The following is a 12,872-nucleotide window of genomic DNA, read 5'->3' as shown; positions in this document are numbered from 1 at the left end:
GAGCATAAAGCCTGACAGATCAGGCTTTATGCTCTTTGCCCTCAAACGGCGGCCACCGCATCCGGCAGCGGCCGACGGCCGTCAGCCCGTCCCCTCCACCATCTCCCGCGCCCGCCGCAGGTCGGCGACGAAGTCGCGATAGGCCCGCTCCGCTTCCTCCCCGGCCGGCAGGCGCAGCAGGTAGGACGGGTGGACGGTGACGAAGCCGTTCCACTCGCCGAAGTCCATCGGCCCGCGCTCCCGCAGGACGGACACGCTGCGTCCGGTCAGCGCGAGCGCCGCGGTGGCGCCCAGCGTCACCACCAGACGCGGGCGGACGAAGGCCAGTTCCCTCATCAGCCACCAGCGGTAATGCTTCACCTCGCCGGCGGTCGGCGACTGGTGCAGGCGGCGCTTGCCGCGGGCGACGAACTTGAAATGCTTCACCGCGTTGGTCAGGTAGGCGGCGCCGCGCTCGATCCCGGCCTCCTCCAGCGCGCGGGTCAGCAGCTGCCCGGCGGGACCGACGAAGGGGCGGCCCTCCACATCCTCCCGGTCGCCGGGCTGTTCGCCGACGATGGCGATGGCCGCCCCTTCCGGCCCCTCGCCCAGCACCGCCTGCGCCGCCCCCGGCACCGGCGGGCCCGATATCATTGGTTCTGCGGCGAGGATGATGCGGTTCAACTCGGCCAGCGTCGCCGGCTCCTGCCGGGCCATGGCGGCGACGGCCTTGTCGGGGTTGCGGCGGCGCGGGGCGGCGGCTTCGGCCTCGATCATCGCCTGCACGCGGGCGGGGGCGGAGCGGATCATGGCCGGAATGGCGGCGGCTTCCGGCAGGTTGGCCCAGTATTTCCGCGGCATCTCCGCCCGCATCGCCGTGGGGTTCACCCGCGCCGGGTTGAAGGTGCTCTCGTAGTAGCGTTGCCAGCCCTCGGCGAAGCGGTCGTCGCGGTCGAGCCCTTCCGGCTTCGCCGCCGCCGGCCCGACGGTCAGCGACCGCCGGTCCCAATGCAGCGATCCCACCGGCGTCAGGATCGACCAGACCAGGCTCTCGAACCGTTCGACGAAGAAGGGAGCGGCGGCCTCGACGATGAAATGGTCGGGCTCGAACCACGCGACGTAGCGCTCGCTCCCCGGACCTTCGGAGTTGGCCGGATCCCGCAGCTCGCGGAAGCGCAGGAAGGCGTGCATCTTGTGCAGGTCGCGCCGCACCGCCTTGTCCAGCAGCGCCAGCCGGTGGACCAGCGGGTCGGCATGGTGGTCGAGGATGCCGCGCTCCCCCCGAACCACCCGCCGGACCAGCCGATGCAGCAGGGCATAGCGTTCCGGATCGCGGTGGCAGACCACGCTTTCGATCAGCGCCCCCACCGGCCGCGGCAGCGATACCGGCGGCGCGTCCGCCGGCAGAGGAGCGGCATCGCCGAACAGCGACGGCGCCGCCCCGCCGCTCCACACCACCTCGTCCGGTTCGACGCCGAGCGCGACCAGCCCGCGCAGCGCGCGGCGGAAGCCGTCCAGGTCGGCGCCGTCCTTCAAGTCCATGCGGTACATGGTGCGGTACATGGGGCGCCCCATGGGTCAGAACAGGCTGAGCTGCCTGGGCGGCGGCACCAGCCTTTGCCGCAGGTCGGCGCGGTCGGTCAGCCCGCCCGGATGGTGGTCGGCGGCGATCAGGAAGGCGCGCGCCCGCTTCAGCCCGGACGACAGCCGGGCCACATCCTCCAGCCGCAAGCTCGTGTGGCGCCGCGCCTCGACGATCCTGTCGACCGCCCGCGCCCCCAGCCCCGGCACGCGCAGCAGCATCTCGCGGTCGGCGCTGTTGACGTCGACCGGGAAGCGCTCGCGGTTCTTCAGGGCCCAGGCCAGCTTGGGGTCGATGCCCAGATCCAGCATCCCGCCCTCGCCCCCGGCGGCGATCTCCTCCACCGTGAAGCCGTAATGGCGCAGCAGCCAGTCGGCCTGGTACAGCCGGTTCTCGCGCTGGAGCGGCGGCGGCTTGGCCGGCAGGGCGGAACTCGCCTCCGGGATCGGGCTGAAGGCGGAGTAATAGACCCGGCGCAGCCCATAGCGGCGGTAGAGCGTGTCGCTGGTCTCCAGCACCGACAGGTCGGTGGAGGCGTCGGCGCCGACGATCATCTGGGTGCTCTGCCCGGCGGGGGAGAAGCGGCGCTTTTCCTCCTTGGCTTCCAGGATGCGCTCGCCGACCTGTCCCATCACCGCCTTGATCGCGCCGCCGTCCTTCTCCGGCGCGAACTCCTTCAGGCTGCGGTCGGAGGCGAGTTCCAGGTTGATCGACAGCCGGTCGGCCCACAGCCCGGCCTGCTCGATCAGCCAGGGGCTGGCCTCCGGGATGGTCTTCAGGTGGATGTAGCCGGCGAAGCCATGGTCGCGCCGCAGCGTGCGCGCCACCAGCATCAGCTGCTCCATGGTGTGATCGGGCGAGCGGATGATGCCGGAGGACAGGAACAGCCCCTCGATGCAGTTGCGCTTGTAGAAGCCCAGAGTCAGCCGAACCACCTCGTCCACGCTGAACCGCGCCCGCCGCACGTTGGAGGAGCGGCGGTTGATGCAGTAGGCGCAGTCGAACAGGCAATAGTTGGTCAGCAGGATCTTGAGCAGCGAGACGCAACGTCCGTCCGGCGTATAGGCGTGGCAGATGCCGGCCCCGGTGGTCGAGCCGATGCCGTCCGGTCCGCCCGTCCGCCGCTTGGCGCCCGAGGACGCACAGGAGGCGTCGTACTTCGCCGCGTCGGCCAGAATCCCGAGCTTGTCGAGCAGCGCGTCATCCACTGTCGGGGCTTCCCTCTCCCTTGCCGATGTTCGCAATATGTTCTTTCAAGGGGAAAAGGCAAGCCGAATGGCGGGGGCGAAATCGCGCCTTCGGCGGTCCGGCCCGGCTCCTTCCGCCGGCAAATTGTGGGGGCGCCGTCTTGACAGGAAAGTGGGGCGGGGCCACGTGCTCAATCACTTGGATCCGGGCCCCTCTGGCGACTTAGACGTGGTCGCGATGTCGGATCTCTTCACCTGCCTTTGCGCCGACGGGCGTGACCGCACTTGGAGGGACTGATGTCCTCACCCCTGAGATCCCGCACCCGGTTCCCACCCCCTTCCGCTTCCGGCATGTCCCCGACGCGCGCCGTCCCTCCGGCGCGCCGCCCGCGCCTGGCGCCGCTTCGGGCGGTCGGGGTCGGCGGCGGCTGCGGGAATTTTTCATTCATCCCTTCCACAACCTCTTCATGAAGACGAGCATCGCCATGGACCAGACCGAACGCCAGATCATCGACGACCTGTTCGCCAAGCTGCATCAGGCCGAGGCGCAATCCGGCCCGCGCGATCCCGAGGCCGAGGCGCTGATCCGCGATCGGATCGCCCGCCAGCCGGCCGCTCCCTATCTGATGGCGCAGGCCATCGTGATGATGGAGCAGGCGCTCGCCGCCTCCCAGAGCCGCAATGAGGAGCTGGAGCGCCAGCTGCGCGAGCGTCCCGCCGCCGCTGCCGCCCCGGCCCAGTCCGGCGGCGGTCTGTTCGGCAGCCTGTTCGGCGGCGCCAGCCGTCCCGCCGCTGCCGCCGCGCCGCAGCCGCAGCCGCAGCGTCCCGCCGCCGCCGCCCAGGCGGCCATGCCGGCCGGTTCCCCCTGGGGCCGTCCGTCCGCCGCTCCCGGCACTCCGGGCTATGGCCAGCAGCCGCCGCGGGCCGGCGGCGGCTTCATGGCCGGCGCCATGCAGACGGCGGCCGGCGTGGCCGGCGGCATGCTGATCGGCAGCGCGCTGTCCAGCATGTTCTCGGGCGGCGAGGCGGTGGCGGGTGAGGCTGCCGGCGCAGCGACCGACGCGGCCACCGCCGCCACCGACCATGCCGAGCAGGCGGTCGAGGACAGCGGCTGGAGCGATTTCGGCGGCGACGAGGAGTTCTGAGCCGCGCAGCGGTCCGCGGGAGGGGGCGGCGGGCCCTCCTTCCGCGGGCTGCAGGCCTTCAAGCCTTGACGATGCGGTCGGCGAAGCCCCCGACCGCCCGCATCGCGTTGCGGGTGTCGACCACCAGCGGGCAATGGGCGGCCAGGCTCGGGTAGTCGATCCCGTCATGGTCGGTGACGATCACCGCCGCGTCGAAGCCCGCCAGCGTCTCCGCCGTCCACTCGACCGAGCGGCGTCCGGCGAGGGCCGCATGCTCGCGGGTGACCGGCAGCACCGGGATGAAGGGGTCGTGGTAGTCGACCGCCGCCCCGCGCTCCAGCAGCATCTCCATCAGCCGCAGCCCCGGTGACTCCCGGCTGTCGTCGACGTTCTTCTTGTAGGCCATGCCGACCAGCAGGATGCGGGCGCGGCTGAGCCCGATCCCGGAACGCCGGTCGAGCGCCAGGGCCAGCCGGTCGACCACATGGCGCGGCATCATCGTGTTGACCTCTCCCGCCAGCTCGATGAAGCGGGTGGAGATCTGGTACTCGCGCGCCTTCCAGGTCAGGTAGAAGGGGTCGATCGGGATGCAGTGCCCGCCCAGACCGGGGCCGGGATAGAAGGGCATGAAGCCGAAGGGCTTGGTCTTCGCCGCCTCGATCACCTCCCAGATGTCGATGCCCATCGGCTCGAAGACGATCTTCAGCTCGTTCATCAGGGCGATGTTGACCGAGCGGAAGATGTTTTCGGTCAGCTTGGTCGCCTCCGCCGTCCGCGTGCCGGACACCGGCACCACCTGCGGCACCACCTGCTCGTAGAGCGCCACCGCCAGCAGCCGCGCGCCCTCGTCGTCGGCGCCGACCACCTTGGGGATGGTGCTGGTGGTGAAGGTGATGTTGCCGGGATCCTCGCGCTCGGGCGAATAGGCCAGGAAGAAGTCGCGCCCGCTGACCAGTCCGGTCTCCTCCAGGATCGGCCGCATCACCTCGTCGGTGGTGCCGGGCCAGGTGGTCGATTCCAGCACCACCAGCTGTCCCGGCCGCAGCCGGTCGCGGATCAGCCGGGTGGAGGCCTCGACGAAGCTCAGGTCGGGCTCGCGCTGCGGCGACAAGGGCGTGGGCACGCAGACGATCACGGCGTCGCAGGCGGCGAATTCGTCGGCGTCGGCCGTCGCCCGGAACCGCCCGGTCGCCACCGCCTGGGCGACGCGCCCGTCGTCGATCTGCCGGATGTAGGAGCGCCCGCCGTTCAGCGCCGCCGCCTTGGCCGGGTCGATGTCGAAGCCGGTGACGGTGAACCCGGCCCCGGTCAGAGCCAGGGCCAGCGGCAGCCCGACATAGCCGAGCCCGATCACCGCCACCCGCGCGCCGCGGCCGCGATAGGCGCTTTCCAGAGACCGGATGTCGGGCGCCTGGAGATCGGCTGCGGTGTCCGCTGAGCTCATCCTGCCGCTCCTTGAAGACGCTTCATATCATCGAGCGTAAAGTCTGACACATCAGACTTTACGCTCACCCTCAAACGGCGGGCGCGGCCGTCCGGCCGCTTGCCTTCGCAGGCATGGGCCTGCGGGGCCGCAGTCGCGGCCCTTACCGCCGAGCATAAGTCAGAACTTACGCTCGGCGGTATCACAGGGTTGTGCCGCCCGGACGGGCGGACCGCCTGCGGCAGCCGAATGTGTGGCGAGCGCCGTGGCTTTGCGCAACCCTCCCTTCCGCAGGGGGGATCGGAAACGGAAACTCTGGCGCCGGGACGGCGAAGGGTGCCAATTTGCCGGGAAAAGCCAATTTGCCGGGAAACGACGGATCCCGCCCGCCATGACGCCGCAATCCCCGCCCCTCCTGCCCCAGCAGATCGCCCCGGTGGACGACCGCCAGACGGCGCTGACCGCCCGCCATCTGGGCGGCGATCCGGAGGGGCTGTACGGCTACTTCATGGCCCTGCGCGCGGAGAGCGACCGGGCGCTCGCCGGCCTGCCGCCTGCCGCCGGCAAGCCCTATCCCTATGGCCGCTGCGAGGAGATCACCCGCGACCTCTTCGCCCGCCTGTCGCAGCGTCTGGCCCAGCCGGCCGGCCCGGTGGAGCGCGCGCTGCGCGCCTTCGTCGAGGAGGGCGGCGTGCTGCAAAGCGTCTGGGGCGTCCTGCGCGGGCAGTATTTCCAGAACGCGCTGCAGATCGGCGCGCTCTATGTCGACGTGTCGAACGACACGGTGGTGGTCACCAAGCCGAAGGTGGAGATCCTGCCCATCGGATCCTCCGGCCTGGTGCCGGTGCGCGACCTCGACCATTTCCGGCAGACGGCGGAGCGCTATTGGGGCGCGACGCTCTACGCCAACCATCTGGCCCCGACCCTGGCGCCCCTGCTGCCGGTCCTGTCGGTCAGCCCCGGCCGGCTGGCGCCCGGCCTGCAATCGGCCTGCGACTACATGATCGCCCTGATGTGCCGCGACCGCTTCCGGGATGCCGAACGCTGGCTGGAGACCGGCCCCGCCCCGCCCGCGGATCTGGCCGCCGCCTGTCTCGCCGCCATCCCCGCCGACCTGCGCCCGCTGACCGGCCAGCCCCGTCTGGAGGCGGTGGCCGCCTGCCGCCGCGCGCGGGAAGCCGCCTGCTGGGCCGATCCCGACTGGCGCACCGCCCGCGTGCTCGACTATCTGCGGCTCATGCGCGGAGCGGCGAGTTATACCAGCGGTCAATGATGATGGCGGCTGGTATCAAGCCGGCTTGCCCGGATGCGGCAGCGGCTGGATGGCGTCCAGCGCATCGCCGATCTCCGCCCGCGCGACCTTCGTTTCGAAGATGCTCTGCAGGTTGGTCCAATAGCGCGCGTCGGTTCCAAAGGCTTTGCCCAGCCTCAGCGCCATCGGGGCGGTGATCCGGCGCTCGCCATTCATGATCTCGGTCACCGCGTTGGGAGGCACGCCGATATGCCCGGCGAATCTCCGGGCGCTGAGCCCCAGCGCTTCCAACTCGTCACGCAGGAACTCGCCGGGATGGATGGGCGGCAGGTTGTCGCTGGCGGGATGGCTCATGGCGCACCTCAATGGTAGTCGGCGATCGCGACGTCGTAGGGCTCTCCGGGAACGGTCAGGAGGTCGGCATCCGCCTGAGTATCTCCAACGATGGCCCAGCGGAAGCAGACCCGCCACTGGTCGTTGATAATGGATAACGGCCAAGCCCTCCCCCTTACAGCCGGTCCGTGCCGAAGGTGTCGCAGGCCTCCAGCCGGCCGCTTTCCAGGCCGGTGCGGAACCAGCGGACACGCTGGGCGGAGCTGCCATGGGTGAAGCTGTCGGGGCTGACGGTGCCGCTGGCCTGGCGCTGCAGGCGGTCGTCGCCGATGGCACTGGCGGCGGTCAGCGCCTCTTCGACGTCGCCGGGTTCCAGCATCTTACGGTCGCGGTTGGCGTGATTGCCCCAGAGTCCGGCGAAGCAGTCGGCCTGCAGTTCCAGCCGCACCGACAGGGCGTTGGCTTCGGCCGGGCTGCGCGCCCGCTGCTGGGCCGCCTGCACCTGACCGGAGATGCCCAGCAGGGTCTGCACATGGTGGCCGACCTCATGGGCGATGACATAGGCCTGGGCGAAGTCGCCCGGAGCCCGGAAGCGGTCGCGCAGCTCGCGGTAGAAGCCGAGGTCGATGTAGAGCTTCTGGTCCATCGGGCAGTAGAAGGGACCCATCGCCGCCTGTGCCCGGCCGCAGCCCGACGCCACCGTGCCGGTGAACAGCACCAGCTTCGGATCCTGGTACTGGCGTCCCATCTGCTGGAACAGGCCCCGCCAGGTGTCCTCGGTGTCGGCCAGCACGACGGAGACGAAACGCTTCAGCTCGTCGTCGGCCTGGCTGCGCGGGGCGGCCTCGCCGATCTGCGTCTGGCCGGCCGTGCTTTGATCTGCCGGGTCGATGCCGTTCAGCAGCACCATCGGGTCGACGCCCAGCACCGCCGACACCAGCAGCAGCACGATGACCCCGCCGACCCCCAGCCCGCCCTTGCCGATGCGGAGGCCGCCCCGGCCTCCGCCGCCGAAGCCGCCGCCTCCCTGGCGGCGCCGGTCCTCGACATTCCCGCTCTCGCGTCCGCCCTGCCACCGCATCGCCGCCCTCCTTCCGGCCATCCTTCGTGATGGGCCGGTGCAGACGAAACCATGGGGCCGCCCGCGCGTTCCCTGAAGAACCGCAGCCGCACGGAGAAGCAAAAGGAGGAGACGAGCGGAACAGCTTGAAAAAACCTCTCCCCATCCCCATCTCGGGACATGGCCGACACCGCATTCAGCGGTGCGCTTCCCTGCCCCCTCCGGTTCATCGAGGGGGAGCTTTCCTTGGGAACGCCGGCCTTTTGGGGGCATGCCCGTTCCGGGGCCGGTCCCGCTTATCGGAGCCTTGCCGGGCGGTGTCCGCCGCAATGGCTCCCGTTTCAAGACGCCACACTCACAACGAGCCGGCCGGCCCCGAGTCCATCGGTCAGCCCATCCGGCCTGGAGGATTTTTCATGACGACCCCGATCCTGTCGACCGCTTCGCATTCCACCGGCCATTTCGCCGCCCAGTCCGCGCTTGCGCCGGGCCATCTGGCCGCCACCCGCCGTTCCGTCCACGCCGCTGCCGGCCATTTCGCCGCAGTTGACGGCAAAAAGTCGGATTTCCGCTCCAATCCCGAGCCGTCCGGCTTGACCCGGGGCGAACTGCGGCAGATTGTGCTCGACATCCTGGGCTGAGACTCTCGGCCCGGGCTCGTCCCTTTCTACCCCTCCACAGCCATAGGAGATCACCATAGCCAAGCTCTACGACGCGGACCCCGTCCGCGAAGGCCCGCGCCTCAACCGTGAAATCACCGCCCGGATGGTCCGCCTCGTCGGCGCCGACGGCGAGATGGTCGGCGTGGTGCCGCTCCGCCAAGCGCTGGAAGCCGCCGCAGATGCCGACCTCGACCTCGTCGAAGTGGCGCCCCAGGCGGATCCGCCTGTCTGCAAGATCCTCGATTACGGCAAGTTCCGCTTCGAGGAGCAGAAGAAGGCCAACGAGGCGCGGAAGAAGCAGAAGATCATCGAGCTGAAGGAAATCAAGCTTCGGCCGAACATCGATGATCACGACTACGAAGTGAAGATGCGCTCCGCCATCCGCTTCATCGAGGAAGGCGACAAGGTCAAGATGACCATGCGCTTCCGCGGTCGCGAGATGGCGCACCAGGATCTCGGTCTGAACGTGCTCGTCCGCGTGCGCGACCAGCTCCAGGACATCGCCAAGGTCGAGCAGATGCCCCGGGTCGAAGGCCGCATGATGGTCATGGTGCTGGCCCCGCGCTGAGCGCGGGTCCGGCCCTTGCCAAGGGGGCCATGCGGGGCGGTTCGCCGCCCCGCCCCTTTTTCCCCGCCTCCTCCCCCGTTTCCTTCCCCCGCCTCTGTTCCCGCTGCCGGACCCTATTCCGACCGGTCCCGGTCCCGACGATTGAAAATCCCGTCCCGGATTTCTCGAGGGGCCCTTTTAGGAATATTTCGCATGATGCAGCGGATTAATACCTGACTATTCGCATTGGGTTATTGACCCTGCCGGTATCGACCGAGGATCATCGGGAGCTTTGTTTCCTTTCCCTCCCGTGTTCCGGAAAGTCGTTGTTATGAAGGTTGAACACGCCACGTCCGCCTGGGAGCCCATCTCCGGCGAACGGCGGTTCCAGCTCTTGGTCGACAGTGTCGCCGATTACGCGATCTATCTGCTCGACCCGAACGGGATCGTCAGCAGCTGGAATTCCGGAGCCGCGCGCTTCAAGGGCTACAGGGCCGAGGAGATCATCGGCCGGCATTTCTCCACCTTCTACACGGATGAGGACCGCGCTGCCGGGGTGCCGCAGCGGGCGCTCGCCACCGCCTTGAACGAGGGCCGCTTCGAGGCGGAGGGCTGGCGCGTGCGCAAGGACGGCACCCGCTTCTGGGCCAGCGTGGTGATCCGCGCCGTCCGCGACGAGACCGGCACGCTGATGGGCTTCGCCAAGGTCACCCGCGACATCACCGAACGCAGGATGGCCGAGGAGGCGCTGCGGCGCAGCGAGGAACAGTTCCGCCTGCTGGTCCAGGGCGTGGTCGACTACGCGATCTTCATGCTCGACACCACCGGCCGCATCAGCAGTTGGAATGCGGGCGCGGCGCGGATGAAGGGCTACGGCGCCGGCGAGATCATCGGCCGGCATTTCTCCAGCTTCTACACGGACGAGGACCGCGCCGCCGGAATGCCGCAGCGGGCGCTCGCCACCGCCTTGAACGAGGGCCGGTTCGAGGCGGAGGGCTGGCGCATGCGCAAGGACGGCACCCGCTTCTGGGCCAGCGTCGTCATCGACGCCATCCGCGACGAGACCGGGGTCTTGCGCGGATTCGCCAAGATCACCCGCGACATCACCGAGCGCCGCAAGGCCCAGGAGGCGCTGGACGAGGCGCGCGAGGCCCTGGCCCAGGCGCAGAAGATGGAGGCGGTCGGCCAGCTGACCGGCGGGGTGGCCCACGACTTCAACAACCTGCTGCAGGCGATCGGCAGCAGCCTGGAGCTGATCGAACAGCGGCTGGAATCCGGCCGCACCGACATCGTGCCCTTCGCCGTCACCGCGCGCGCCGCGGTGGATCGTGCCTCCACCCTGACCCGGCGCCTGCTGGCCTTCGCCCGGCGCCAGCCGCTGAAGCCGGAGCGCGCCGACCTGAACGCGCTGGTGGTGGGGCTGTGGGATCTGCTGCGCCGGTCGGTCGGCGAGACGATCCGGCTGGAGCGCCGGCTGGAGGAGCCGTTGTGGCCGGTCCGTGCCGACGTGAACCAGATCGAAAGCGCCCTGCTGAACCTGGTCATCAACGCCCGCGACGCCATGCCCGGCGGCGGCGCCGTGACGGTGGAGACCGCCAACGCCAGCTTCGCCGCGGCCGACCTCGTCAACGATCCCGGGGTGGCGCCCGGCGATTACGTGACGATGACCGTGCGCGACAGCGGGAGCGGCATGCCGCCGGACGTGCTGGCCCGCGTCTTCGAACCCTTCTTCACCACCAAGCCGATCGGCCAGGGCACCGGCCTGGGGCTGAGCCAGCTCTACGGCTTCGCCCGCCAGTCCGACGGCTTCGTCCGCATCGACAGCACGGTCGGCCGGGGCACGGCGGTGCATCTCTGCCTGCCGCGCGATCATGCCGCCTCCGCTCCCGCCCCGGCTCCCGCCCCGGCTCCCGACGACGGAACCGCACCGGCCGAAATCGCCGTTCCGCCGCCGGAGCAGGCCGGGGCCGGCCGCGGCACCGTTCTGGTGGTGGAGGACGAGGAACTGGTCCGCATGCTGCTGGTGGAGGTGCTGGAGGGCGACGGCTACACCACGCTGGAGGCCGCCGACGGCACCGAGGCGCTCGCCCGGCTGAGCGAAGGTGGACCGGTCGATCTTCTGGTGACCGACGTCGGGCTGCCCGGCCTGAACGGCCGCCAGCTCGCGGATATGGCGCAGGCGCAGGCACCGAACCTGAAGGTGCTGTTCCTGACAGGCTATGCCTTCCAGGCCCTGGACGACCGGCCCGGCGACGGGGCCGACGGGCTGGGCCGCAACAGGCGGATGCTGGTCAAACCTGTGGCGGTCGATGCCTTCCGTTCCATGGTAGGCTCCATGCTGTCCGGCGGGTGACGCCCGCCTCAGGACAGCCCCGCCCCTGCCCCCGTCCCTTCCGATGGGGGGGAACGACCACAAAGCCGACAGCGCCCGTGCCGCAGCGGGGCTGCGCCAACCGCCGGACTGAGACGATGCCCCTGCTCGCCCGTGCTTCGACGACGTTGCTCTCCCTGACCGCCTTCCTGGCCCTGCTGCTCTCGGTCCTGCTGGTTTCGCAGCCGGCCTGGGCCAAGGGCAGCCGCAAGGGGGAGTGGGCGCCGGTGGCGGCGGAGATCCTGATGGAGGCGGAGAGCGGCAAGGTCCTGCGGGCGCGCAACGCCGACACCCTGACCTACCCGGCGTCGCTGACCAAGATGATGACGCTGATGCTGACCTTCGAGGCGCTGGACCGCGGCACGCTGCGGCTGAACCAGCGGCTGGTGGTGTCGCGGCACGCCGCCTCGATGCCGCCGTCGCGGCTGTGGCTGTCGCCCGGCAGCACCATCACGGTGGAGCAGGCGATCCTGGCCCTGATCACCCGCTCCGCCAACGACGTCGCGGTGGTGCTGGCGGAGGCGCTGGGCGGCAGCGAGTCGGCCTTCGCCCAGAAGATGACGGCGCGCGCCCGCGCGCTCGGCATGCGCCGCACGGTGTTCCGCAACGCGTCCGGCCTGCCCGACCGGCTGCAGCGGACGACGGCGCGGGACATGGCGATCCTGTCCCGTGCCCTGATCCGCCGTCATGCCGGCCACTACGCCTATTTCCAGCGCCGCAGCTTCGACTGGCAGGGCACGACGGTCCACAGCCACAACCGCCTGATGGCGCGCTATCCCGGCATGGACGGCATCAAGACCGGCTACATCGCCGCCTCCGGCTTCAACCTCGCCGCCTCGGCCGTGCGGGACGGCCGCCGCCTGATCGCCGTGGTGATGGGCGGCCGCAGCGCCGCCACCCGCGACGACCGCGTCGCCGACCTGCTGGACATCGGCTTCAAGCGCCCGACCAGCCCGGCCAAGCCGGCGCCCGCCGCCCCGGATCTGGTGATCACCAAAAGGAGTTCGTCTGCCGCCGAGCGCAGCACGGCGGTGAGCGTCGCCGTGCCCTCCGCGAAGCCCCCCGCCTCCAATTCCTCCGCCTCCAATTCCTCTGCCGGCGGACGCTGGTCCATCCAGGTCGGTGCCTTCGCCAGCCGTGCCGCCGCGGTGCGCAGCGCCGGGGACTCGGCCAAGCGCCTGGGGGCGCTCGCCGACGGCGCCAGCCCCGAGGTCGTCCATTCCGGCGGTCTCTACAAGGCCCGGCTGACCGGCTTCCCCGCCGAGAGCGCCGGCGCCGCCTGCGCCGCCCTGAAGGCCGCCGGCCATGGCTGCTTCGCGGTGCGGGGGCAGTAATACATCGCGCGGCGCCGC

At 70.3% G+C, this 12,872-nt stretch carries 11 protein-coding genes; 6 read left to right on the top strand and 5 right to left on the bottom strand.

Features of this window, described 5'->3' with window-relative positions; genetic code table 11:
- Positions 1-81: 81 nt before the first annotated feature.
- Both DM194_RS27235 and DM194_RS27230 read right to left on the bottom strand, forming a co-directional pair.
- Complete coding sequence (locus DM194_RS27235; RefSeq protein WP_246024687.1) at positions 82-1,542, bottom strand: UdgX family uracil-DNA binding protein; 1,461 nt, start codon at positions 1,540-1,542, stop codon at positions 82-84.
- A 15-nt stretch (positions 1,543-1,557) separates the two neighbouring features.
- Positions 1,558-2,769: a putative DNA modification/repair radical SAM protein gene (locus tag DM194_RS27230; protein ID WP_111070763.1), complete on the bottom strand. Its 1,212-nt coding sequence runs from the start codon at positions 2,767-2,769 to the stop codon at positions 1,558-1,560.
- A 446-nt stretch (positions 2,770-3,215) separates the two neighbouring features.
- Between DM194_RS27230 and DM194_RS27225 the strand changes: the two genes are divergently transcribed.
- Positions 3,216-3,893 carry a DUF2076 domain-containing protein gene (locus DM194_RS27225; protein WP_246024686.1) on the top strand — a complete coding sequence of 226 codons (678 nt, stop codon included), beginning with the start codon at positions 3,216-3,218 and terminating at the stop codon, positions 3,891-3,893.
- A gap of 58 nt (positions 3,894-3,951) precedes the next feature.
- Here DM194_RS27225 and DM194_RS27220 read toward each other — a convergent pair whose 3' ends face one another.
- Entirely contained in the window at positions 3,952-5,316 is a 1,365-nt protein-coding gene (locus DM194_RS27220; protein WP_111070762.1) for a nucleotide sugar dehydrogenase, read from the bottom strand.
- 370 nt (positions 5,317-5,686) lie between these two features.
- Here DM194_RS27220 and DM194_RS27215 point away from each other — a divergent pair, with 370 nt between their 5' ends.
- Positions 5,687-6,568, top strand: coding sequence for a hypothetical protein (locus DM194_RS27215; protein WP_111070761.1), 882 nt, complete (start codon positions 5,687-5,689; stop codon positions 6,566-6,568).
- 15 nt (positions 6,569-6,583) lie between these two features.
- Here DM194_RS27215 and DM194_RS27210 read toward each other — a convergent pair whose 3' ends face one another.
- Both DM194_RS27210 and ypfJ read right to left on the bottom strand, forming a co-directional pair.
- On the bottom strand, positions 6,584-6,901 hold the full coding sequence (locus DM194_RS27210; RefSeq protein ID WP_111070760.1) for a HigA family addiction module antitoxin: 318 nt from the start codon (positions 6,899-6,901) through the stop codon (positions 6,584-6,586).
- 154 nt (positions 6,902-7,055) lie between these two features.
- Entirely contained in the window at positions 7,056-7,961 is a 906-nt protein-coding gene (gene ypfJ / locus DM194_RS27200; RefSeq protein WP_111070759.1) for a KPN_02809 family neutral zinc metallopeptidase, read from the bottom strand.
- 395 nt (positions 7,962-8,356) lie between these two features.
- Here ypfJ and DM194_RS27195 point away from each other — a divergent pair, with 395 nt between their 5' ends.
- The 4 genes from DM194_RS27195 to DM194_RS27180 all read left to right on the top strand — a co-directional run bounded on the left by DM194_RS27195 (position 8,357) and on the right by DM194_RS27180 (position 12,854).
- Positions 8,357-8,581 (top strand): hypothetical protein, encoded by a 225-nt coding sequence (locus DM194_RS27195; RefSeq protein ID WP_111070758.1) that lies wholly within the window; start codon positions 8,357-8,359, stop codon positions 8,579-8,581.
- Between the two features lie 55 nt (positions 8,582-8,636).
- On the top strand, positions 8,637-9,170 hold the full coding sequence (gene infC, locus DM194_RS27190; protein ID WP_111070757.1) for a translation initiation factor IF-3: 534 nt from the start codon (positions 8,637-8,639) through the stop codon (positions 9,168-9,170).
- Positions 9,171-9,480: 310 nt separating this feature from the next.
- Positions 9,481-11,502 (top strand): hybrid sensor histidine kinase/response regulator, encoded by a 2,022-nt coding sequence (locus DM194_RS27185; protein WP_111070756.1) that lies wholly within the window; start codon positions 9,481-9,483, stop codon positions 11,500-11,502.
- Positions 11,503-11,618: 116 nt separating this feature from the next.
- Positions 11,619-12,854 carry a D-alanyl-D-alanine carboxypeptidase family protein gene (locus DM194_RS27180; RefSeq protein ID WP_111070755.1) on the top strand — a complete coding sequence of 412 codons (1,236 nt, stop codon included), beginning with the start codon at positions 11,619-11,621 and terminating at the stop codon, positions 12,852-12,854.
- Positions 12,855-12,872 lie beyond the last annotated feature (18 nt).

It is taken from the genome of Azospirillum ramasamyi (assembly GCF_003233655.1).
GTDB lineage: Bacteria > Pseudomonadota > Alphaproteobacteria > Azospirillales > Azospirillaceae > Azospirillum > Azospirillum ramasamyi.
This window is presented reverse-complemented; position numbering and strand designations above follow the sequence as displayed.